The sequence below is a fragment of the Photobacterium sp. R1 genome, from assembly GCF_054600795.1.
Genome location: NZ_BAAHZP010000003.1, coordinates 207,422 through 230,413, shown reverse-complemented (window position 1 = coordinate 230,413; position 22,992 = coordinate 207,422). Strand labels below are relative to the sequence as shown.

At 50.8% G+C, this 22,992-nt stretch carries 23 protein-coding genes; 13 read left to right on the top strand and 10 right to left on the bottom strand.

Annotated elements, in window-relative coordinates; all coding sequences use genetic code 11:
- Nucleotides 1-4: 4 nt before the first annotated feature.
- The 4 genes from ACYP03_RS06830 to ACYP03_RS06815 all read left to right on the top strand — a co-directional run bounded on the left by ACYP03_RS06830 (nucleotide 5) and on the right by ACYP03_RS06815 (nucleotide 4,108).
- Nucleotides 5-640, top strand: coding sequence for a YjfK family protein (locus ACYP03_RS06830; RefSeq protein ID WP_330961221.1), 636 nt, complete (start codon nucleotides 5-7; stop codon nucleotides 638-640).
- A gap of 43 nt (nucleotides 641-683) precedes the next feature.
- Entirely contained in the window at nucleotides 684-1,100 is a 417-nt protein-coding gene (locus ACYP03_RS06825) for a DUF350 domain-containing protein (protein WP_248143194.1), read from the top strand.
- Between the two features lie 10 nt (nucleotides 1,101-1,110).
- Nucleotides 1,111-1,740: a DUF1190 family protein gene (locus ACYP03_RS06820; RefSeq protein WP_248143193.1), complete on the top strand. Its 630-nt coding sequence runs from the start codon at nucleotides 1,111-1,113 to the stop codon at nucleotides 1,738-1,740.
- A gap of 391 nt (nucleotides 1,741-2,131) precedes the next feature.
- Nucleotides 2,132-4,108 carry a BCCT family transporter gene (locus tag ACYP03_RS06815; protein WP_459779004.1) on the top strand — a complete coding sequence of 659 codons (1,977 nt, stop codon included), beginning with the start codon at nucleotides 2,132-2,134 and terminating at the stop codon, nucleotides 4,106-4,108.
- Nucleotides 4,109-4,193: 85 nt separating this feature from the next.
- On the opposite strand, the gene ACYP03_RS06810 is transcribed toward ACYP03_RS06815, so the two are convergent.
- Entirely contained in the window at nucleotides 4,194-4,712 is a 519-nt protein-coding gene (locus ACYP03_RS06810; RefSeq protein ID WP_459779003.1) for a lactoylglutathione lyase family protein, read from the bottom strand.
- 98 nt (nucleotides 4,713-4,810) lie between these two features.
- Here ACYP03_RS06810 and ACYP03_RS06805 point away from each other — a divergent pair, with 98 nt between their 5' ends.
- The 3 genes from ACYP03_RS06805 (at nucleotide 4,811) to ACYP03_RS06795 (ending at nucleotide 8,405) form a co-directional block, all read left to right on the top strand.
- Nucleotides 4,811-5,707: a LysR family transcriptional regulator gene (locus ACYP03_RS06805; protein ID WP_459779002.1), complete on the top strand. Its 897-nt coding sequence runs from the start codon at nucleotides 4,811-4,813 to the stop codon at nucleotides 5,705-5,707.
- 246 nt (nucleotides 5,708-5,953) lie between these two features.
- Complete coding sequence (locus ACYP03_RS06800) at nucleotides 5,954-7,135, top strand: acyltransferase family protein (protein ID WP_459779001.1); 1,182 nt, start codon at nucleotides 5,954-5,956, stop codon at nucleotides 7,133-7,135.
- 184 nt (nucleotides 7,136-7,319) lie between these two features.
- On the top strand, nucleotides 7,320-8,405 hold the full coding sequence (locus ACYP03_RS06795; RefSeq protein WP_248143187.1) for an extracellular catalytic domain type 2 short-chain-length polyhydroxyalkanoate depolymerase: 1,086 nt from the start codon (nucleotides 7,320-7,322) through the stop codon (nucleotides 8,403-8,405).
- 432 nt (nucleotides 8,406-8,837) lie between these two features.
- Here the strand turns inward: ACYP03_RS06795 and ACYP03_RS06790 are convergent, their stop codons facing one another.
- Complete coding sequence (locus ACYP03_RS06790) at nucleotides 8,838-9,086, bottom strand: hypothetical protein (RefSeq protein ID WP_330961226.1); 249 nt, start codon at nucleotides 9,084-9,086, stop codon at nucleotides 8,838-8,840.
- A gap of 401 nt (nucleotides 9,087-9,487) precedes the next feature.
- Here ACYP03_RS06790 and ACYP03_RS06785 point away from each other — a divergent pair, with 401 nt between their 5' ends.
- On the top strand, nucleotides 9,488-9,874 hold the full coding sequence (locus ACYP03_RS06785) for a hypothetical protein (protein ID WP_248143185.1): 387 nt from the start codon (nucleotides 9,488-9,490) through the stop codon (nucleotides 9,872-9,874).
- A gap of 329 nt (nucleotides 9,875-10,203) precedes the next feature.
- Here the strand turns inward: ACYP03_RS06785 and ACYP03_RS06780 are convergent, their stop codons facing one another.
- Genes ACYP03_RS06780 through ACYP03_RS06770 form a run of 3 tightly spaced genes read right to left on the bottom strand, consistent with a single transcriptional unit; the run spans nucleotide 10,204 to nucleotide 11,431 of the window.
- Nucleotides 10,204-10,410: a tautomerase family protein gene (locus ACYP03_RS06780; RefSeq protein WP_248143183.1), complete on the bottom strand. Its 207-nt coding sequence runs from the start codon at nucleotides 10,408-10,410 to the stop codon at nucleotides 10,204-10,206.
- An 11-nt stretch (nucleotides 10,411-10,421) separates the two neighbouring features.
- Nucleotides 10,422-10,799 carry a nuclear transport factor 2 family protein gene (locus ACYP03_RS06775; protein ID WP_459779000.1) on the bottom strand — a complete coding sequence of 126 codons (378 nt, stop codon included), beginning with the start codon at nucleotides 10,797-10,799 and terminating at the stop codon, nucleotides 10,422-10,424.
- Nucleotides 10,800-10,816: 17 nt separating this feature from the next.
- Entirely contained in the window at nucleotides 10,817-11,431 is a 615-nt protein-coding gene (locus tag ACYP03_RS06770) for a glutathione S-transferase family protein (protein WP_459778999.1), read from the bottom strand.
- A gap of 196 nt (nucleotides 11,432-11,627) precedes the next feature.
- Between ACYP03_RS06770 and ACYP03_RS06765 the strand changes: the two genes are divergently transcribed.
- On the top strand, nucleotides 11,628-12,506 hold the full coding sequence (locus ACYP03_RS06765) for a LysR family transcriptional regulator (protein ID WP_459778998.1): 879 nt from the start codon (nucleotides 11,628-11,630) through the stop codon (nucleotides 12,504-12,506).
- Nucleotides 12,507-12,693: 187 nt separating this feature from the next.
- A complete protein-coding gene (locus ACYP03_RS06760; RefSeq protein WP_459778997.1) occupies nucleotides 12,694-13,104 on the top strand; it encodes a hypothetical protein in 411 nt (136 codons plus the stop codon).
- Between the two features lie 177 nt (nucleotides 13,105-13,281).
- On the opposite strand, the gene ACYP03_RS06755 is transcribed toward ACYP03_RS06760, so the two are convergent.
- A complete protein-coding gene (locus tag ACYP03_RS06755) occupies nucleotides 13,282-14,358 on the bottom strand; it encodes a hypothetical protein (RefSeq protein ID WP_459778996.1) in 1,077 nt (358 codons plus the stop codon).
- 386 nt (nucleotides 14,359-14,744) lie between these two features.
- Here ACYP03_RS06755 and ACYP03_RS06750 point away from each other — a divergent pair, with 386 nt between their 5' ends.
- Nucleotides 14,745-15,263 carry a GNAT family N-acetyltransferase gene (locus ACYP03_RS06750; RefSeq protein ID WP_459778995.1) on the top strand — a complete coding sequence of 173 codons (519 nt, stop codon included), beginning with the start codon at nucleotides 14,745-14,747 and terminating at the stop codon, nucleotides 15,261-15,263.
- 56 nt (nucleotides 15,264-15,319) lie between these two features.
- On the opposite strand, the gene ACYP03_RS06745 is transcribed toward ACYP03_RS06750, so the two are convergent.
- The 3 genes from ACYP03_RS06745 to ACYP03_RS06735 are packed head-to-tail and all read right to left on the bottom strand — an operon-like array spanning nucleotide 15,320 to nucleotide 19,590.
- The gene (locus tag ACYP03_RS06745; protein WP_459778994.1) at nucleotides 15,320-16,522 is read right to left on the bottom strand and encodes an efflux RND transporter periplasmic adaptor subunit; all 1,203 of its coding nucleotides are present in this window, start codon (nucleotides 16,520-16,522) and stop codon (nucleotides 15,320-15,322) included.
- A 3-nt stretch (nucleotides 16,523-16,525) separates the two neighbouring features.
- Nucleotides 16,526-18,898, bottom strand: a complete 2,373-nt coding sequence (locus tag ACYP03_RS06740; RefSeq protein ID WP_459778993.1) for an ABC transporter permease — start codon at nucleotides 18,896-18,898, stop codon at nucleotides 16,526-16,528.
- The gene (locus ACYP03_RS06735; protein ID WP_459778992.1) at nucleotides 18,892-19,590 is read right to left on the bottom strand and encodes an ABC transporter ATP-binding protein; all 699 of its coding nucleotides are present in this window, start codon (nucleotides 19,588-19,590) and stop codon (nucleotides 18,892-18,894) included. The genes ACYP03_RS06740 and ACYP03_RS06735 overlap by 7 nt, the downstream gene beginning before the upstream one ends.
- Nucleotides 19,591-19,997: 407 nt before the next feature.
- Here ACYP03_RS06735 and ACYP03_RS06730 point away from each other — a divergent pair, with 407 nt between their 5' ends.
- A complete protein-coding gene (locus ACYP03_RS06730; protein ID WP_459778991.1) occupies nucleotides 19,998-20,429 on the top strand; it encodes a hypothetical protein in 432 nt (143 codons plus the stop codon).
- Nucleotides 20,430-20,705: 276 nt separating this feature from the next.
- Nucleotides 20,706-21,371, top strand: coding sequence for a hypothetical protein (locus ACYP03_RS06725; RefSeq protein WP_459778990.1), 666 nt, complete (start codon nucleotides 20,706-20,708; stop codon nucleotides 21,369-21,371).
- Nucleotides 21,372-21,408: 37 nt separating this feature from the next.
- Here ACYP03_RS06725 and ACYP03_RS06720 read toward each other — a convergent pair whose 3' ends face one another.
- Nucleotides 21,409-22,608: a type III PLP-dependent enzyme gene (locus ACYP03_RS06720; protein WP_459778989.1), complete on the bottom strand. Its 1,200-nt coding sequence runs from the start codon at nucleotides 22,606-22,608 to the stop codon at nucleotides 21,409-21,411.
- Between the last annotated feature and the right edge of the window lie 384 nt (nucleotides 22,609-22,992).

Here is a 22,992-nt window from a genome sequence, read left to right as displayed (position 1 = left end):
ACGTATGTTCGACTGGTTTAAAAAACGTAAAGAGCCTGAAGCCAGTGGCCCGACCGCCCCGGAAATTCTGGGCCTGCGCCTCGGCGGCGCATTCGAGCTCGATGATCTGAAACTGCGCCTGACAGAACCGTCGCTGACGATCGAAGGTGCTGCCCGCACACAGCTGATTCAGGCTGTGGGTGAAGTCTGGCTGGATGAGCAGACCCGCCTGCTCCGCTACTATACCGATGACGAAGGCTTTGTTCAGGTGCTGACCCATGGCACAGGCGACGCCGATGTCAGTGAAGTCAAACTGTTTTACTTCTACGAAAGCAAGCCTGTCGACACCGACAGCGAATGGCAGCATCTGCTCGATCACGGCATCGTGAAAAGCCAGTGGCAGCTGGAAGACCAGACTTTTGAGAAAATCTGGGACAACAGCCGTCCGGTTGCAGTTACCGAAACCACCTGGCTGCAGAATGGCACCACCAGCAATACGGATCAGTTTTTGATGGTGTATGAAAGGGAAGCCGAACCGTCACTGGCTGAAGTCCTGCTTGTGGCTGCAGAAGAAAAAATTTTCAACAACCGGGCCGAACGAAGCCTGGTGCTGAGCACAGGGTTTGATCTCAGTCCAACCGACTTCAAGTTAATCGGCTGAATCAGGCAACAATACATAAAAACGATATATTTTAGGGATTTCCATGGATCTATTAACACAATCTCTCGCAGGGTTAGGCTCTTTTGTCATCTATTTTGCGATTTCTATTCTGTTCCTGATGCTGTTCAAAATTATCTTCGTCCGCATCACGCCGTATGACGAATGGAAACTGGTCAAAGAAGAGAAAAATACCGCAGCAGCCATTACCCTGTCGGGTTCTGTCCTGGGTTATTCACTGGCCATTGCCGGTGCTGCCAGTAACTCAGTGAACTTTGTTGATTTCTCTATCTGGGGTGTGGTTGCCCTGCTGGCTCAAATGCTGGCTTATCTGATTGTTCGTTTAGGCTTCATGCCACGCATCGCTGAACGCATTGAAGCGGGTGAGATCCCTGCGGGTCTGCTGATGGCTGCGACTTCTGTTGCTGTGGGTCTGCTCAACGCTGCCTGCATGACATACTGAGGGCGGCGCAATGAAACGGACCAAAGAAGTCAATCTCCCCGGTATGCGTAAGCAATGGCGTCCCTTTGCCATTGCACCTGTCACTGCCGCGATTTCTGCAGGCCTGCTGGCTGGCTGTAGTGACCCGAAAGAAGAAGCCAAGCTCTACCACACGGTATACGACTGTAAAAGCGATAACCCGGGCTTCGAAGCGCAATGTGAGGCAGCCTACGAGACCGCATTGAAAGATGCGGCACGTACAGCGCCAAAATTCATGACCCAACGTGACTGTATCGCTGAATTCGGCCAGAACAGCTGTGTCGGTGCGCCTGAGAATAACTGGTTTATGCCTGCGATGGCCGGCTTTATGTTCGCCCGCTTGCTGGACAATAACCGCGGCTACTACAGCCAGCCGATGTTCAGTTCGACTTATCCGGGCAGCCGTTACTACAGCCGCTGGACCACAGCTGATGGTTATGACTACGGTTCTTACCGCTATAAGAACTCCAAAGTGATCCTCAGCAAAGAGCAGATGAAACCGAAGCCAACGGTCAGCCGCACGATCTCACGCGGTGGCTTTGGCTCCAGTGCGGCAGCTAAATCCAGCTGGAGCAGCTCAAAGAGTTCATCGAGTTCATCCAGCCGGAGCTGGGGCGGCTGATTCCGTCATCAGCACAGAAAGAGCGCCGCGGCGCTCTTTTTTTTGCCTGAAGATTACAGATCAAAACAATTGTGCACGAAGTTTATTCACGACCGAAAAACCTGAATCAACTCATGAAAAACAATAAGTTGCTTCAATAAATCAGACATTTCAAGAAAACACACCCTAGATCACACTTTGAATACTAAGTGGTTTATTGTTAACATCTCTACACTTTTGACTCAGAAGATAGTTTCATCTTTCTGTCTGAGCGCAGGCCAATCAGCAGAATATTGCTCTTCATGCAGATAACTTTGCTGTCCGTATTTTCACGCTGCATGCACTGATAGTTTGGCCGCAGCCACAGAGTTGGCTCAAAGGCGGACGCTTAACCGTAGTATTTGAAGGATTTATGGGAATTAAGTCAGATTTAAATAAACCGGTATTTTTTACCTCGGCGATCTTTATCGCTGCACTGTCTTTCATTGGTGTGATGTGGCCTCAGGCCATGGAAGCCTATTTCAAAAACGTTCAGGGCTGGATCATTGCCCAGGCAAGCTGGATTTACATTCTGGCCGTCGCCATCTTCCTGATATTCCTCATTTTTGTGATGTTCAGCCGTTTGGGAGATATTAAACTCGGGCCGGATCATTCCGAACCGGACTACAGCTATACCTCTTGGCTGGCCATGCTGTTCTCTGCCGGGATGGGGATCGGTCTGATGTTCTTTGGCGTGGCAGAACCTGTCATGCACTTCACCTCTCCTCCGGTCGGCGACCCGCAAACCGTGGAAGCGGCCCGTGAAGCCATGAAGATCACCTTCTTCCACTGGGGTCTGCACGCCTGGGGAATTTACGCACTGGTCGCGCTGGCAATGGCGTATTTTGCCTACCGCCACAAGCTGCCTTTGCTGCCACGTTCAGCACTGTACCCGCTGATTGGTGAACGGATTTACGGCCCGATTGGTCATATGATCGATATCTTTGCCGTGATCGGGACGCTGTTCGGTGTCGCCACCTCGCTGGGCTTTGGTGTGGTACAGGTCAATGCAGGTTTTCACTATCTGTTTGATCTGCCACAGACCACGACCGTGCAGGTCATGCTGATCGCTGCCATTACCCTGATTGCCACGGCATCTGTTGTACTTGGCCTGGACGGCGGGATCAAACGCCTGTCAAACATCAACATGTTCCTGGCGGTCCTGCTGCTGGCTGTCGTGATTCTGGCTGGCCCGACGGCGTTGATCATGAAATCTTTTGTTCAGAATACCGGCTCATACCTGAGTGAGATCGTGAGCAAAACCTTCAACCTGTATGCCTATCAGCCGAAAGAAGACTGGATTGGCGGCTGGACGCTGCTGTACTGGGGCTGGTGGGTCTCGTGGTCGCCGTTCGTGGGCATGTTCATTGCCCGGATTTCACGCGGCCGAACCATCCGCGAATTCCTGGTGGGTGTACTGCTGATCCCGTCACTGTTCGGTTTCCTGTGGTTTACGGCATTCGGTAACACGGCGATTGATGCCATCATGAATCACGGCGCCGACTACCTGAGCAAAGCGGTCAGTGAGAACGTCCCGGTCGCGCTGTTTAAGTTCTTTGAACACATGCCGATGTCTTCTGTGCTGTCAGTCATTGGTGTGGCGCTGGTCATTACCTTCTTCGTCAGCTCGTCTGACTCCGGCTCTCTGGTCATCGATACCCTGACCTCAGGCGGTGCCGCGGAACCACCGGTCTGGCAGCGTATTTTCTGGGCCGTGATTGAAGGTGTGGTTGCGGCGGCCCTGCTGGCTGCAGGCGGCTTGTCGGCGCTGCAGACCATGACGATCGCCAGTGCCTTCCCGATCATGATTCTGATGTTGCTGTTCTGTTACTGCCTGTTCAAGGCGCTGCGGAACGACTACATGCTGCAAAACAGTATTCAGAACCACAACACGACCTTGCAGTACACGCAAAACAGTGTCAGCTGGAAGACCCGGATTTCTGCACTGGTCAGCCATCCGAAGCAGGATGAGGCCGAGAACTTCATCAGGGCTACGGCAACACCGGCACTGAAAACGCTGGTCGATGAAATGAAAGCACAGGGTCTGGCTGCGAAGCTGCAAGTGCTGGATGAGTCCCGTGTTCGTCTGGTGGTCGAGAAAGAAGAAGTCGAAGATTTCGCCTATGGCATTCGTCTGCGTCACTTCGCACTGCCAAGCTACGCGAATGAGTCCTACGACGATTATTACCGGGCTGAAGTCTTCCTGCTGCAGGGCGGCCAGCAATATGACGTGATGGGTTACACCAAAGACCAGATCATTGCCGATGCGGTCACCCAGTACGAACGTCACATGCACTTCCTGCATCTGGCGACTTCGGAAAATATTGTCGAAGAAGCCGTAGCTTCCTGAGGCATTGAACCCGAATCGAACCATAAAAAAAGCCAGCTTCATGCTGGCTTTTTTGTTAACCGGTTAATCAAAGAACCATCCCGGATCAGTGGCTGTAGGCGCCGCTGGCATAATGCAGTTCATAACTGTGGCTGTAAATTTCCAGAATGTTCCCGAACGGATCTTCCATATAAATCATGCGGTAGGGTTTCTCACCCGGATAATAATAGCGCGGTGCTTTCATGCGCTTTTTCCCGCCTGCGGCAACAATACGCTCCGCCAGTTCCTCGACATTCGGATCCTGCACGCAGAAGTGGAACACACCGGTCTTCCAGTATTCAAAGTTGTTTTCCGGCTGTTGCTGATTGTCGAATTGAAACAGTTCCACCCCAATGCGATCGCCTGTCGACAGATGCGCAATCCGAAAACGTCCCCAGCCTTCGCCAAAGACATCAGTACACATTTCGCCGATAGCGCTGTCATCCTCCACGATTTCCGTCGGCGGCATAATCAGATACCAGCCCAGCACTTCGGTATAAAACTTCACCGCCGCTTCCAGATCCGGCACCGAAATGCCGATATGAGAGAACGTTCTTGGATAAGGCGTTTGTGCTTCAGTGTTCATCAGTGGAATCCTCCTGTTGTTGAGCGTCCCACTTTAATTCGCCAAAAAGTGAATTAAAAATTATCATTTATTCTTATTTTCATCACGATTTGTTATCCATGAAACTCAACAGGCAATGGCTTCATACCTTCGCGACGCTGGTCGATGTCGGCCAGTTCACTGAGACCGCGGCCCGGCTTCATATGACGCAACCCGGGGTCAGCCAGCACATCCGCAAGCTGGAACAACAACTTGGGCAGGCACTGCTCATACGGATCGGGAAGAGGTTTGAGCTGACGCACGCAGGAACCGTGCTCTACCAACACTGCCAGACACTGACCGCAGAGGAACAACGCCTGCAACAGGCGTTGTTACAGGATAACCCGGAAGCCGGTCCCTGCCGTTTCGCGATGTCCGGCACACTGGCAAATCAGCTTTATCCGCTGTTTCTGCAACGCCAGCAGGCCTTTCCGGCATTATCTGTGGCCGTCGAATCAGCGCCGGATCAGCGTATCCTGCACTTGCTGGAACAGGATGAAGTCGATCTCGGCATCGTGGCCGAACCGCTGACCCAAGCACAGTCACAGGCACGTTTTCACAGTGAAAAAATTGGTGAAGAGACTCTGTGTCTGGTCTTTCCCGCCGCGCCGGACACATCCCCATTATCAGAAGCCCTGCTGACAGAAACCGGGTTGATCGATCACCCCAATGCGCGCCGTTATCTCGACAGTGTGCTGTTGGATCTGCCCTTCTCCTTACAGCCGGATACACTGCCGGTGCATGGCTACATCAATCAGCTCAGCCAGATTCTGCTGCCGGTCTCGCTCGGACTTGGTTTTACCGTTCTCCCGGAAAGCACCATTCTGGAGTCCCCCTATTCGAAAGGATTAATCATTCTGCACCGTACAGTCAATGTCAGGGAGCCTCTGTACCTTGTCCGGAAACGCCACAGGGAACTGGCATCCCGTTATCCCTGGTTCATCGACTGTATCCGGCAAACCCTGCAACGCAGCTGATCGCTTCGCCGGTCCATACCGGCGGTGGCCAAGCCTCCGCTTCAGTTCATTGAAACATCTCAATTTTCCTGTCAAACCGCTGATGTTTCATGTTGTTACAACCGCAATCCTGTCAGACACACAGTTTCCCGGTTCTGGCCTGTGAACAGACAAATGCAACAAGACACCTATAATTTTGCATCGTAAAATAACAGTCTTCAAAAACAGCCAACAGCCGGGTACTGACCGCAGCACGAGGACACTCATATGCAGACCAAACCAGGACAACTCCCGATCCTGACGCCGATCCGCGGCATCGCCGCCCTGATCGTCGCTTTTTTCCATGCCCGTTTAATCTTATTTCCGCAATGGAAAGAAGCGATCGCCGGTGTTACGCAGTTTCTGGAAAATGGCTATCTCTGGGTCGATATCTTTTTCATGCTGAGCGGCTTTGTGATGATGCACGTTTATCTGCCTGCATTTGCCAACGGGAGCAACCTGCCCAGATGGCGCGCCTTTTTGTGGCTGCGATTCAGCCGGATTTACCCGCTGTTCTTCATCACTTTTGCGGTGCTCTTCCTCTGGGAATATTACAAATCGCAACACCAGATTGGGTTCTATGGTGGTGCCTTATTCGAAGCCTGGGGTGCCAGTGGCACTCCGCCGTTTGCCGGACCTTTCAACCGCACCGAAGCTATTTTACCGAACCTGCTGCTGCTGAATGGCATCGGCAGCCAACCCCTGAGCTGGAATATTGCCGGCTGGTCACTGAGCATTGAATGGCTCTGCTACCTGGTCTTTCCTTTGCTGGTGCTGGCGATGCGACCGTCCGCCAGACGCAGTGCCTGGGTGCCTTTTGCAGTTTTCATGACGGTTGGCACATTGGTGTACCTGAAAGGGAACCTTGATATTACAGCGACTTACCAAGCCTTCCTGCGCGGCCTGTGCGGTTTTTCTTTCGGGATGTGGCTCTGCCGGATTCAGGTTTCTGTGCGTGCCAAACACTGGATGAATCAGGATGTCCTTCTTGTTGTTCTGATTGCAGCGCTGATGACCGTTCTGCATTTCAGCACGACGATGATCACCTATGTTCTGTTTGCCCTGCTGGTTCTGGCGGGTGCACATCAGGTTCAGCGGCCATCCGTCATGCAGTCTGTGCTGGATAACCGGATCACACAGTATCTGGGTGATATTTCCTATTCGATCTACCTGTGGCACACCGTCATCCTGCTGGCTGGTGTAGAAATAATCCATCACATCAATCCGGACTGGACAACCTGGTGGTATGCCCAGACCGATGGACCGATCCTCATCACGGGCATTCTGGCTTTCACCGTGCTTTTACTGGCCGTCTCCGCAATGAGTTACCACCTGATCGAACGCCCGGTGATGAAATGGCTTCGCCGTCTCGGCGACACTCAGAGAGCCATTCAGGTTTCACAGATGTAAACCCAGAGCATCTCCCATTATCTTCTGGACTGAAAGTGGCTGAATCATCAGCCACTTTTTTTTGCTGCCCATTTTGTCAACATATCTGCAATTCACACTTACGCAACATCACACATAATCCAGCCTATACTCCTAACGCATATTGACTCATCAGACAGGACGTCACACAACGGCAGGAGGCACCATGTTCGGACAGCAATCCCCCATTCACTTTTCTCTGTTCACCTTCGGGCTGATGCTCGTGCTTTGCAGCGCCCACCTCAAAGCAGCCACCGTGCAACTGCCCCCCATGAACGCCCGGACCGATCAAACCTCTATCTCCGGCCTCTCATCCGGCGGCTTTATGGCAGCCCAGTTCCATATCGCCTATTCCGAATCACTGATGGGTGTCGGGATTGTCGCCGGTGGCCCCTGGAACTGCGCAGGCAACAACCCCTTCGTCAACCCGCTGGTCAACGCCACCACCACCTGCATGAATCCGTGCCAAAACGCACTGGGTGTTTGTCCGTCGACGCTATTTCCCAACAGTAGCTACCTGTCGGAACTGGCAAAAGTCACCGCAGAAAATGGCCGGATTGATGACACGAACAATATCAGAGATGACCAGGTTTACCTGTTTTCCGGCAGACTGGATGAAACTGTAGTGACGGGCGTGGTGGACACCGCGAAAGCGTTTTATCAAAAGCTGGATGTGCCGCTTTCACAGATTCACTATGACAAGAGTGTGGATGCCGGACATGCCTTTATCACCAACGATCCGGCTGATACCGCCTGTGATATCACCCAGTCGCCCTACATCAATCACTGTAACCTGCATCAGGCGCAGCGGATTCTGGAGCACATCTACGGCCCGTTGAAAGCCCCGGCAACCAGCCTTACCGGCGAATTGATTGCGTTTGATCAGAGCGAATTCTTCGATACCTCCCTGACCAGCATGGACAACACAGCTTATGTGTATATTCCGAAAAGCTGTCGCAGCGAATCCTGCAAAGTTCATGTCTCTGTGCATGGCTGCCGCCAGGGGATTTCCGTCATCGGCACCACTTATGTCACCGAAACCGGCTATTTGGAAGTCGCCGACACCAACAACATCATCGTACTTTTCCCGCAGGTGAAAAAGTCTGAGTTTGTCCCTTACAACCCCCGCGGCTGCTGGGATTTCTGGGGCTACGGCACCATGGGGCAACCACCGTATAACTACTACACCAAAGATGCGCCACAAATGCGGGCGATTCAGGGGATGATTTCGCGGCTGACGCAGGTGATGTGAGGCAATCATTTGAGGGCTCTGCATGTCTCGTATCATTTCTGCAGTGCCCCTCAGCATTTGGGGGCGCGCCAGATACGCTTTGCTGGCACAAAGCGTACCCAGACATGCCTTTTGGTTCTCTAATGTTGACCGGGCCGGGTGTAGGCCTCCCATCGCCGACAACCTAAAAATTCACCCATGAATTTTTCCCTGGGGTGTGGGTTTGCTTAAACTCTAACTCGTAATTTGCCCCAAACCAATTTAGAGCTTGAAAGCTGATCCAACATTTTGTGTCTTGATTGACCTATTTTATCTGATGACTAACATTAACTGGGTCTGGAAAAAGTATCCTTGGGTAAAGCAGAAGCATGATCTATTTTATCGGACAAGCCTCTTAACAGTGTGAGTACACTATTTGAAATCGCTAAACATTGATCGTATCAATAAAGCCCGTCAGTCGAGATACCAGTTCGTCGCATAAATCACTAGAAGGACGAGAAGAGTGAGAAGGACTGGGAGGGCGAGCATCATTGCCAACTTTTTCATGGAGCTTTGTTTATCAAATACCACGCCTTCAGCTTTCCTCACCCTCCTCTCTTCATCAAAATGCCATTTAATAGCGAAGTAGGCTCCAATAGCTAATACAATAAGCTTAAAAGCTCCAGCAAAGTACGGAAAGAAGTTAGCCCAACTGCCGTTCATTATCTATCTCCATCAAATTAAATATCGATTTTGCGGTAGCAGAATCAAAGGTTCATGTTTAGTGCGCACCCAAAGTCAGGCGTTCTAGCTAGCGCAAGTCTACTGCTCGCGATAGCTGTCCACAACTCTCTTTGCAATACCTGTAGTTAATGGTGGTTTGCTGAATTAGCAAAAGTACTGGCACATTTATGTCCACTTATCTTTTAGGCCGCTACAGATTGGCCTGGCAGTGGTAAGCCTATAAGCCATGTCTTTAGCATTAACGGAATGATCAGTGTTCCCCGATCTGCACCCTGCCCCACATCATCCAGGGCAATCCACTCTTCAATGTCAATAGAGATAGTATTTTGCTAGAAAACGCGCATAATCTTGCTATACAACACTCAATGAAGAAATTATCTATGACTGCTTTTCAATATTACTTTCATCAATTGCCTTGTTTTAACTGTAAAAAAACCACAGTAAGCACTGATCTGGGTTGGTTAACGGTTGCGATGAAAGATGATGTCCTAGCACAAGTGGCTGCGATTATCGCGCAAGGCAACGTTGAGCCAGATCTTTCGGTGAACGTGACTTGTACGAAAGAGGAAGCGCGTGATTACTTATTGCTGAATTTCTATGGTTACTCAGAAGAAGAACTCGCGGATCAAGTTGAAGCGGAAGATGAGCAAGAAGTCGCGGATGAAATAGCAGAACTACTGGCAGAAGGTAACGATTCAGCAGTCTTTGAACACGAAATCGCACTCCAAAGTTGTACTGATTGCGACATTGATGAAGAGTCAAACTAAGCGTAATCGTTCAACTTAAACATGTTCGTCATAAGTAACATGATGTTCTGTTGATTCAAAGCGTTAGCAGAGTAGGGTTTGCTAACGCTTTTTTGTTTCTGCGGTTTTAAATTAGGCACTGTTCAAGGAGGCAGGGATTGCTTTTTACCTATCGCATCCTCCTATACTTGAGACATTGCTTGAAATACTAAATGAACAAAACCCCTGACACACTTTTGTCTGACCACGAATTTAAAAACCAAGATTCACACAACCCCCTGGGAAAAATTCATGGGTGAATGTTTAGGCTGTCGGCGCCCAACACGCCGACAGCCCCAAAAAAATCAACACTACCGCCCCACGCTTCTCCGCAACTCAGTCACCTGCTCATACCCAATACCCCAATTATCCGTACTCACTTCATCAATCACCACAAACGTGGTTTCAGGATTCTTATTGAGTACCTCAACCACCAGTTGTGTCGCGCCTCGAATCAGCGCCTGTTTCTGGGCTTTTGTAACGCCTTCATCGGTCAGTTTAATGTTGATATAAGGCATGTGCCTTCTCCTCAGTTTGATGCCAGATCAGCATACATTTTGTTGACGATACGCCACTGGCCGTTTTCTTTCAGCAAGCCAATAAAGTCGATGTAGGTGTGGCCCAGCAGCGGACACAACACTTTCACCATGGCCTGATCACCGATCACATCGGCCGATAAAATGCGGTAAGCAAATTCAGCACCCAGCGTATGGGGTTTCTCGCGTGAGCGGACAACCTCCAGCCATACTTCGACGCTTCGTCTTAAGTTCGGTGCTTTCAGAACTGCATCCGCATGAAAAATGTTGCTGAGTTTTTCGGTATCGCCGTGATGAATCCCTTCAAAATAGGTCTGAATGATTTCCGTGATCTGATCGAGATCCCGATGACGGATGTTGTGCAAATTCAAGGGCAAGCTCCTCTGGCTCATGCAAACTCTGGAACGGCTTGTTCAGCCTGGAGTGCTTTCTGGAAGTTCGGCATGGCAATCACGTGGTCAAGCATGCGCTGTACTTTCTCCGGAATCACAATGCTGACCGGAAAACTGGCGCCCCAGCGAGAATAAACGGCCAGCATGATATCCGCGGCCGAAACCTGTTCACCGCCGAGAAATGGCGACGATTCCAGCCGTTTCTCAACCACCAGCCAGAGCTGATTAATTGCAGTCGCCGCACTGTCGAAAAAAGCTTGCCGCTGCGTCTGATTTTCGATTGCACTAAAGGCAAAAAACAATCGGCCATAGGCCGGATGCATGGTTGCATTGGCAAACATGATGTCCTGAATCGCCTGTTGTCTCGCCGTTAGGTCATACACCGGTAACATCAGGTTTTGATGTTTTGTAAGCAGATAAATCATCACGGCAGCCCCTTCACTTAAGGTTCTGTCACCATCGATCACGACCGGCACTGTGCCCGCCGGGTTGATGGCCGTGAAATCGGCGACCTGTTGTTTCTGAATGAGCTTGACGTCCTGACCCAGTTCACGAAGGACAACCTGAGTGGCCAGTGAGCAAGCGCCTGGCACGAAATAAAGCGTATACATGGTGTTTCTCCTGTTCTGTTTGGTGATGTGAGCCATTCCGGCTCCCTGAACTCAGTTCGTCCGCACAGCCACTTAAACATCAAACCGGACGATGGAGAAAAGTGTATGGTGATGAAGGCGCTTTATATATAGTGACAATGTGAACGGAATGTTTTCAAAATGGAAACAGTTAACATCAACAGGGAATACGAAAGCTTTGAATAAACTCCGGGGAATGGCGCTCTTTGTGCGTCTGGCAGATTTAGGCAGTTTTACGCGGGTTGCCGAGCAAAACAACACGTCCAAATCTATGATCAGTAAAGAAATTGGTCGGCTCGAGGATGAACTTGGGGTCCGCCTGCTGCACAGAACAACGCGCAATGTTCAGCTCACCCATGCAGGGGAAGCGTATTTACAGCGGGCCCGGAAAATACTGGCCGATATCAATGAAGCCGATGCCTTTGTGCAATCGCTGCAACAGACACCCCGGGGCAAGCTCAGGATCAATGCGCCGATGGTACTGGGGATCACCGATCTGGCAGATATGTTTGCCGATTTTATGCGCCAGTTCCCCGACATTGATTTAGACATTCACCTTGGCGATGAAGATGTCGACTTGGTTGAGCAGGGGTTTGATCTCGGATTTCGCGCAGCCAGCCGTCCGTTTGACTCCAGTTACGTTGGCCGGCCACTGACAACGTTTCAGTACCGGATCTGTGCATCCCAACGATATCTGGATCGCCATGGCAACATTGAGCACCCCAAAGATCTCCTCTACCACAATTGCTTTGAATACGCCTACTTCAAAGGGAAAAATGTCTGGCCCATCGAAGATGGGATTCCCATCAAAGGGTCATTACGCGTGAACAGCACCCTGTTTATGTTAGAGGCGATCAAGGCCGATCAGGGCGTCGGATTTCTGCCAGATTTCGTGTGCCGGGACGCGTTAAAAAACGGAGAAGTAGTCGAAGTCCTGAAAGACGTACAAAAGCCTTCTCTCACACTGTATGCCCTCTACCCAGCCAGACATTTCGTTCCAGCCACCGTCATTCAATGTATTGCGTTTCTGGAGCAATGGTTTCAGAGCCATGACTAATATTACGCCCCAAAATGGCCTTCAATTTTATTCTTCGACTATAACCAACCATGACCTTCGTTCTATAAATAAAAATACATTTGATCATTAAAGAGTTACACAACCACAGTCGCTATAAAACATCAGGTTTCATAGGGAATACATCTCTGTATCTGGCACCTGGCAATCATTCACAAAAGGAGATCATGTGACAAACGTCAATACAAAAAATCCAGTAAAAATGTTGATGCTTACCCTGCAAGGATTCATTGTTTTTAATGTGATCGGCGCATTAACGCTTTTCCTTTCAATGACTGTTGCAGAGGGGATTTTCAACAATAATAGCGATGATATGCCAATAGCAATGACTTTATTTCTTTCTGGATCATTTCTAACACTATTTATCTCGAAAAGAATCTGGAACTTCTCAAACACAAAAAAATTAAGTGATGTATTATCGATGACAGCATTAATCTGTGGTGTCATCATTGCTGCTGAATATTATCTCATCAGTGATATTGATGAGATTAAAAAACTGAAAGACCCCTATATTTTGTTCCAGTCCGCCTCATTATTGATCACTTTATTATTGCAATATTATCGATATAGCAAGAGATAACAGACTGTACCGATTCCACTTCACCACATTCATCACTTGGCAGAAAAAGCATCAGGAAAACGGCACACTGACAGAAGTGACTTCGCAACTCAATCAGTAGCCGTTCTCCAATTTTTTGTCTGTGGCCAGCCACCAGTGACTGGCCACACCCCTTTCGAAATCACACCATCATGACCACTAATAATCCCGCTGATTTTGCTCCATCAGTTTTGCAAACACGCTGAGGGCTTTTTTCCCCTCAGCATTGGCGAACGACATCGCTTCTTCAGGCGTCAGGAAAAACTCCCGTTCACAACCATCACCAATGGCTCGTTCCCAAAACAAAAGGCCATCATTTCTTAGGCTGATTTGGTAATAACCATGCTCAGAAAGATTACACTCCTCAAATTCTGAGGCTTCTGATTCCTTTCGGCCATACTTCGCCTGTATCGTTTCAGGAAGCGGGTGCGAATATGGATTGTCATAACGTGATTGATTCACCGGTATTGCCATAAACCAACGCCAGGGATTAATTTCCTCGCCGGTCGCCAGTGAAAAGTAGCTTGTATGGTAGCTGATGCCTCTCGATCCTGTGCCTACCGCCCACGAGTAGAAACGTACGCCCAGCCACAAGCCATTCAGAAAAACGGGGCTGACCGATGTTTCGTCGTACTTCGCTAAACCATTCCCCTGCAAAAAACTCTCCAGCGTCTCCAGTTGCCGTTCGACATTTTCCTCAGAGGTGACACGTGCATTTAAAGCTGCATTGATCGCCTGGCTGCTCGGAAAGTTGGCAGCCAGTTCAATTGAATTGTCTCCCCCATAAGCGACGTCCCGGTATTGCCAGCCGAACCAGTCTTTCCACTCTCCTTTCTTCCATTTGAGTGTTTTTTGCAGCGCAGAAAGAAATTCCTCTTCCCCGCAATTTTTATCGAGATCATGGTATTCAAATTTCAGAGACAAAGGTAAAGACGAGGTCCCTGATACGGTAGACCACTGCCCTGTAATGTGATTGCCGGGCTGACCGGTGAGTTCCCAGCGGCCGGTATCACCCTGTTCGATCCAGAATCCATCTTTCAGGGTCAGCGTAATCGGCGTTTTATAGCGCTGATAATAGTAAATCGCCTGCTGACCTGAATCCTGAAAGCACACTTTGATGGAGGACTTACCGATCGTACCGGACCACACACCAGCCGGTGCGAATGTCGATGCGGAAACGGTCGGAGAGAGGCTCAAAAGGAGCGACATGGGAAGGACGAATTTGAGTTTTTTCACACGATACCTGCAGTTCTGGAGTCAATGTTGAACAATGAAAAGGCTAAACATGAGGTGACATTAAAATCAGTTTCAACCGCCTTTTTCATTGCCCTATCTTCAGTGCATAAGGCCATGATTCAAATCATAAAAAGCCAATTTCTTAACCTGTATTCCAATTTCACGTAATTGATGTGCTTCGGCTTCAATCTCAGAGCCCAATTTCAAACCTCCCCATTGGTTTTGCCATGCTCAGCAGCGCTGCAATGGCACTTAACCGATTGATTGCATTCAACTAATGATAATTTACACATATTCAACAACCCAGTAGGATGAATGCCTTTCAAGGCCTCTGTGCATATCACACAAATTATAAGGAAATCATTGTGTTGTATTCAGAAAGACTCATGATGCGTCCCGTAAGTCAGACCGATGTTGAAGATTTATTCGCTATCTATGGCGACCCGGAAACCAATCGTTTCAACCCTGCCGGGCCATTTCCGAATATCCAGTATGCTGCATCTGTAATGTGCCGCTGGCTTGAGCACTGGAACGCGCACGGTTTTGGTATGTGGGCAATCGCAACCCGAAAAGAACCAGAAAGCGTGATTGGTTTTGGTGGCCTGAGTCTCTTTGAGTTTGAGGGAAAAACGATGAATAACCTGGGCTACCGGCTGAGCACGGCGTCCTGGGGAAAAGGCTATGCGACGGAATTTTCAAAATGGGCGCTGTCATTCGGTTTTGTCGATTTAGGGCTTGAACAAATTTCAGCCCGAGTCCGGGCAAACCACCTCGCATCCCTGCAAGTGCTGAAAAAATCAGGATTTCGCAACGAACAAACCATTCAGGATGTCAAAGATGCGCCGGCAAGTTTGCTTTTTCATATGAGTAAAGCGGAGTGGGAAGCATCCGAAGCCCTGGCCTGAGTCAGCGGGTATCAACGGGCTTTCTGCCACATCCCACCGTTGGTGCCCACGCGGGTTCATGGCGTCTGTATCACCGTGCGTATCATCACACCGTCCTGAACCCGGTCACTGGGATAGGCGATCACTTGATCGCTGACAGAGAGCCCTGCCAGCACTTCGGCATACTGACCTGTAAGATGGCCGATCTGAATGGCCTGCAAACGCGCGCGGCCATCATCATCTCTGAATACGGCCCAGTCACGGCCATGACGAAAAATCGCAGCAATGGGAACACGCAGCACGTGATCGCCATGCCAGACTGCAATGCGCACATCCACCTGAAAACCGTGGCCAAGCGCCGCCCATTTGTCCTTTGGATCAGAAAAATCGATGAGCACGTTCACACGCTGCTCCTCGATGCCAAGCGATGAAACTTTGGTGGCGCCTGCCGGTTCTATCCGGCGAACGGTGCCATTTAAGACGCCTGCGCCACCCCAGTTATCGATATCCACGTGATCACCGGGCTGAATCCGCACGGCATCGCGCGATAACAGGTCAGCAGCGATTTCGAGATTGTCCGGATCGCCGGTTTCCATCAAAGGTGTCCCCGCCGCCACGACAGCTTCACTTTCCTGTAAAATCCGCAAAATCTTTCCATCAGCCGGTGCGATGATCTCGACTTGAGACCGCCGGACTGCTGCTGCCTCACCAGGTTGCAGCAGTGCAGCCTTCGCCTGCTGAAATTCAGCTTCTTTTTGCAACAGAACCGACTCTGCCGTCGTCAGTCCCGCTTCCGCCGCACGTAAAACCTGCCGGGCCTGATCCTGCCTGTCGATCGACACCGCATCCTTCTGCGCAAGTTTCCCGGCCCGCTTAAAATCAATCCGGGCATATTCGAGACGGGCTAAGGCGCTTTTCACCTGTGCCCTGGCTGCATCCCTTGACTCTTCCGCCGCATGCATGGCCGATGCACGTTCAAGTTGCGTCCGGGCATCCAGCAACGGTGACACCGCAGGCTGCAAAACCGCCAATACAGCACCTGTGGTCACGTCATCACCGGCATCTTTTTCAATCCGCAACAAACGGCCGGATACCGGCGCGGTCAGGGTATAGACCTCTTTCACGCGGGTGATGGCATCATCATCGACGGTTTCTGTCATCGGCCCTTCCGTCACCATCACGACTTCAACGTCGATCGCTCGGGGCCAGAACGCGAAGGTCAGGCCAGCAACCAGCAGCAAGATAAACAGTAAAGTCCAGCGGTATTTCCTGAACGGCATACGCTATTCCCTTTCCTTGAGCACGCTGAGCAGGTCAAGCTCTCCCAGACGATAGAGCGCCAGCAGGCCGCTGAAAATGGCGGCAATCAAAATCACAAGCACGGCATAGCCATAAGTTGATGGTTCGATCGCAAACGGAATACGGTAAAGATCGGACGCAAAAAAAGTCACTATCAGCCGAACCAGTCCGTATCCGAGAATGCATCCCAAAGGCAGTGCCAGAAGAGTCAGCAACGCGACTTCGCCGCCCAGAATCCATGCGACTTCTCGTTGATGAAAACCAAGCACACGCAGCAGGGAAAACTCCCGGGAGCGTTCAATCAGGGTCAGGCGCGCATTGTTATACACGACCCCAAACGCCAGCACCGATGCAAACAGCACATAAAATGTCACGATGGTGAACAGGTTCTGCTGGATCAGCCTGCGAAACAGTGCCTCTGACACATCCAGCGCCGTAACACCGGCCACAAAAGGCATCTCTCTGATTTTCCTGTAAATAGATTCTAGTTTAGAGGCATCGACCGTGACGATCGCCGTATTCGCCACCGGTCCGTCACGGAGATAACGATTGAGTGTCGTCCGGCTAATGTATGCGGACAACCCGACGTATTCCTTGCTGACCCCGGTGACGGGAATCCGGAATTCCGGCATCCGGCCTTCCAGTATTTCAATGCGCATCAAGTCGCCCTGCCGGATATTCAGGTACCGGGCCAGCCATTCATTCAGCACAACGCCTTGTGCAGGCAAAAAGATTTTTCGACCGTCAATGTCCAGTGGCTGACTCAGTTCAGCGCCCGGATCCAGCCCCTGAATGGCCGTCCGTTTCGAAAGATGCCCGGCCACCAGACGGGCAGAGACATTGCGCTGTAACTCAACTTTCAGCACACCATCCAGATGGCGGATATCTGCTGCGGCGCTGTCTGGCCTGATTTCCGTAAAACTGATCGTCAAGTCCTGACGGTTATTGCGATGGAAAAACGATTCGAGCATGACATCAATCGAGTCGAAAAAATTCAGCGTCGACAGAAGCAAAGCGATCGACAGTGTCACCCCAAGCACAGTTAACCCCGAACGGAACGGCCAGCGCACAAGATGCCGCACCACCATTCGGCCGGATGGTGTGATCCCGCGAAACAGCCCTATTTTTTCGCCGAGCCCGGTCTGATACAGCGGTGGGGGCGGCGGTGCCATCGCAACAGCCGGTGGCAGCCGGACCGCCTTGCGAATCGCAGCCAGGGCGCCCAGACCAGCGGCGGCCAGACTGATTGCGGCCGCCCCGAGGAAAACCCCGGGGGTGATATGGTAACGCAGCACGGGAAACTTAAAATAGGCGATGTACAATTCCGCCATGCCGTGTCCCATCCACAGCCCTGAGGGCCAGCCAATCAAAATTCCGACACAGGCTATAACCAGCGCCGTTTGCAAATAGTGAAATCCGATCGCGTTATCACTGTAACCGATGGCTTTCAGAAGACCGAGCTGTCCGCGCTCCGTTTCCACCAGTCGGCCGATGGCAATGTTCAGCAGAAAAACCGCGGTCCCCAAAAAAATCGGCGGCATAATGCGGGTCATGGATTTCAGTTCCTTCAGCTCACTGCTGATAAAGGAATCAGATCGCTGATCTTCCCGGGTGAAGGCGCCGGTCCCCCCGTAGCGCCTGAGGATCCGGTCAAGCCCGGCAACCACTTCGTCCGGATTGGCGGCGGGGCTGAGTTTCAGCGCAACTTCATTAAATGCACCTTTCAGATTCCCTGCTGACGCCAGCGCGTCCCGGTTCATCCAGAAAATCCCAAAACGTTTGTTATCCGGAATCAAATCACCGGGACCGAGCGCATAGACAAACTCAGGGGATAAGGCGATACCCGCGACCTTAAAATGATGCTGTTTTCCGTAAATTGTCGCATGGATCAGATCACCCGGATGCAAATCGTGGGCCTGAGCAAAGGCTTCATGCACCAGCACCTGTTCCGTTGAATCAGCCTCGGGCCAGTGACCAGACCGCAGCACCAGCTGATTGAGTGGGTTCACCCCTTCCGGCAGGGAAATAAACAGGCCCCGGACAGGTTCAATGACCTCCGGCATGTCTAGCAACGCATATTCCCGGATGCTGGTGCTTGCGTTGACCACGCCGGAAATTTGTCCGATTTCGGCCAGCGTGCTGTCCGGAGCACGCTTGAGGCTGGCGAAGACATCCGCAAAACGGTATTGCTCGTAATACAGGTTTCGGGTCAGTTCAAGGGAGCGGTAAGTCCCGGAGGAAAGCACGATCATGGCAACAGCAGCGGCAATGACCAGGGCAATCGCCAGCACCTGACCCCGGATTTGCCAGAGATTGCGGATCAGTTTTTTCTCCAGCGCACGCATAGCGATTACCACATCAGCGCCGAAGCGGGCTGCCGTTTTTCATTCCGTTCTTCTTTGACGATCCTGCCGTCGGCAAAATGCAGCACCCGGTCACCAATCGCTGCTATCGATGCATTATGCGTGATGATGATCGTTGTGGTGCCCAGCGTTTCATTGACTCCGACAAGCGCGTCCAGCACCTTAATCCCTGTTGTACTGTCGAGCGCACCGGTAGGCTCATCGCACAAAAGCACCTTTGGTTTTTTCACCAGCGCCCGGGCCACGGCAACACGCTGCTGCTCACCGCCAGAAAGCTGTGAAGGAAAATGGTCAGCACGCGCTTTCAGACCCACCATATCCAATGCTTCGTCCACGGGCATCGGATCACGCACAATATCTGAAACCAGTGCCACATTCTCCCGGGCATTGAGGCTGGGGATCAGGTTGTAGAACTGAAAAACGAAACCGGCATAATGACGTCGGTACTGGGTGAGGTATCGTTCATCCTGTCCGGACAGTTCCTTGCCTTCAAAAATGATCTGTCCGCCCGTCGGGGTATCCAGCCCGCCAATCAGATTCAGGAAAGTTGATTTCCCGCTTCCCGAAGGACCGAGCAAAACAACCATCTCTCCTTTCCGGATCTCAAGGTCTACGCCCCGCAGCGCCCTGACCTCGATCTCTCCGGTGAAATAGGTTTTTGTCAGGCCTCTGATTTGATAAGCCATATGTTGATCCGATGCATGCATCATATCCCGCCATCACTTTCACCAGAATTGGAATCCATAAGCTCTGATCCGCATCTTGCATCAATCCCCAAAGCGCAGGTTACACCTTGTCTCAAGCGCAAATAAACAACGGATAAAACAATCATGAAAGGTCAAAAAAACGCAATCATTGATGGCTTTAAGCATAGGCAATCACACAGCGTTCAGGACAGTTCTGAATGGAATGAGTCATTTATCTTTCAACGCATTTCATCGCATTCCTTCTCCGCTCAGTCTCGCGCTTTGAACACGGCTTCACTCAAACTCCGGCCATACTTCTTTCCATGATGATGCCCTGTCAGACAGTCCCCCCTGCTGGCCGACAGGGCATGCATCATACTCATCCCCTCAAGTCATAGGAAAAACGCATGAAGACTCAATTTGTTGTTCTGACGCCCGTCAAACTGATCCTGGGCCTTTTTCTGCTCATGACCACGATGACTGCGGCGGCCGATGATATCCGCACAGAACGCGTACAGTTCCAGAAAGGTGCAACCAGTGCTGTCGTCGAAGACTCGATTCAAGGCTATGAAGTCGTCGACTATGTCCTCAATGCCCGGGAAGGGCAAACCATGAATGTCAGCATGGCCACCAAAAACACCGCAACCTATTTCAACATTATGGCTCCGGGAGAAAACGAGGCTGCGATGTTTAACGGCTCGGTGAACGGAAATCAGTTTGAAAGACAGCTGCCTGCCAGCGGCGACTACAAAGTGCGGGTCTACATGATGCGCTCCGCAGCGCGCAGAAATGAAGTTGCGGATTACCGCCTGGAAATGATCATCAACAGCGGAAAATAGTTCGGGGAAATTTACTTTCGGACGGCATCCGCATTGCGCAGATCAGCATCGCAGACACTAACATTGCAAAAATTGACCATCGCAAAAATAGACGCCGGCCTTCAAACAGCCAATGGAATATCTCTCTGCCCTGTTTCCATTGGCTTTACCTGAATATCATCAAGACGCCCGACAGGCAAAGTAAAATCCCCATTCCTTGTTCAGTTTCAATACGTTGCTCGGGGTCAGTGCCTCTGATAAACTCCGCACCTCTTCTGCCGCCGACGTATACACTGAATGTTTCGCACCTTCCTGATTGCTTCACTGACTCTTGTTCCGTTCACAAGCTCAGCCATAGAACTGGCGGTCGGCCTTCAAAGTACACTCAGTCATCTCGAAATCGAGGATCTCTCAAACGGAGATCAAGAAGTGGCAGTGATGACCAGTGGCTTCCAGCTTTTTCCGACAGCTTCACTGATCTCTGATCCATATTACTTTTCTGAGAACTCAAACATTGGGGTTCAGTTTCAGGTCGACTGGTCATTTTTTAAAGCCGATCGACAGGAAATCAATGACGGGACAGAGACCGTCGATCTCGGCACCTCGATCAAGGCTTATGCCCTCACGGCCGTTCCTGTGGTGTTTTACCAGTTCAACCGACATGCCGCCAAAGACTGGAATGTCAAAATCGGGGCGGGGCTGGGCGTGGGGTATCTGGATTTAACCGGGAAATATATGATCACAAATTCAGTAACAGAATCCGGTGAAATCAGAAAGGTGAACAAGAACGGGCTGGGGATGGCAATCAATGTTTACCTGGAAGGCAACGTCGGTAATCACATGTTGCTGTTGTATAACTTCAGTCCGGTCCTGAGTGATAAAACGGATGACTTTCAGGAACACAATGTCGTGCTGGCCTATAAGTACCGGTTCAATCTTGATGATCTCTGGTCCGCCGAATAAACAAAAAAGCGCTCAAGGTTGAGCGCTTTTTCAGTCTTCAGCCGGTCATGCGTTCACTGTTTTCAGCAAACTCATTCAGCACCACAGTTTGTGCCCGTTTGAAGAAGTTAAAATCAGTCGCGGTCGCACTGGTGTAGGCGCCCATCATCCGGCCGATTACCAGGTCACCATTCTCCAGCTTGGGCAGCATGATATTTTCTGCAATCACATCAATACTGTCGCAGGTAGGCCCGGATAATACGCTCGGGACACACTCGCCCCCCTGATTCAGGGTGACCAGCGGATACTTGGCATCATCGAACATCAAACCACTGAATGAACCGTAAATCCCGTCATCCAGGTAGTACCACATCTGACCTTCGCGTTCCGCCTGCCCCATGACGGAAGCCACACTGGTGACGGCCTGCGCCACGATAAAGCGTCCGGGTTCAGCCAGCACCTGCACGGTTTCCGGCAGTTCACTGAGCGCTTCGTTGATCGGCATGCAGAACTGGTCAATCGGCATCACCTGCTGCGTGTAGCTGACCGGGAAACCGCCACCGATATCCAGTGTGCTCAGTGCCGGCAGTCCACGTTCAACCACCTGCTCCATCACCGCTTTACAGGTCCGGATCGCATTCACGTATTTCTGCGGGTTCATGGTTTGCGAACCCACATGGAATGACAGACCTTTGATACGAATGTTCCACGCCTGTGCCGTTTCGATAATGGTCAGTGCCTGCTCAGGCGAGCAGCCAAACTTTTTCGATAAATCGGCGAAAGCCTCTGAATTCCGGAAACTCAGACGTACCAGCAGCTCAACGTCATGCTGATAAGGCTTGAATTTCTCCAGCTCATTCAGGTTATCGACCACAAATACATTGCAACCGTAGGCCAGCGCGTCACGGATGTCTGAATCACGTTTGATCGGGTGCGTATGAATAGTGCGTTCAGCAGGAACACCTTCCTGCGCCACCAGCTCAACTTCACCTGTGGTTGCCAGATCGAAGCTTGCGCCTTCATCCAGCAGCGTTCTGACCACAGCCGGCAGCGGCAGCGGTTTGAGCGCAAAGTGAAGGGTTACATTCGGTAAAGCCTGCTTCAGCGCACGATACTGCTGGCGAACCACATCGCAGTCCAGCATCAGGAGCGGGGCACCGAATTGCGCCACAGAAGATTCAATTAAATGAACTTCTTCCGCAGACAGGGTTTGATTGGTGAACGATTGAAAATCTAATACCGAATGGGCGTGAGCCATCATCAGCCTCCAACATGTATGAGCACTTTTCATTGCAGTGTGATGAAAAGTGGAGCGTCAAAAAAAGCGCAGATGCGCAGTCAAAGTCACTCTTGGATAGTTGCTCTATCGCCTTGCCACATGTCAGCTGTGATGTACTCGGATTGGCTATCATCAAGAAGCGGCGCGATATTAAGGTCATCATGTAACCAGTGCAATAAAAAAGTACGGCCGTGAGCACAAAAATTTTTTGTGGTCAGGATAGACTCTGTTTATGGTTTCCGCGCGCAAGACAAATGCTTTTTATATCCTTGAATTACATGCGTATAAGGGACCCAATGAACCACCCCAAAAGGTCTGTCATCCGACATTGGAGGGATTTATTATCGTCAGAGACAATTGATG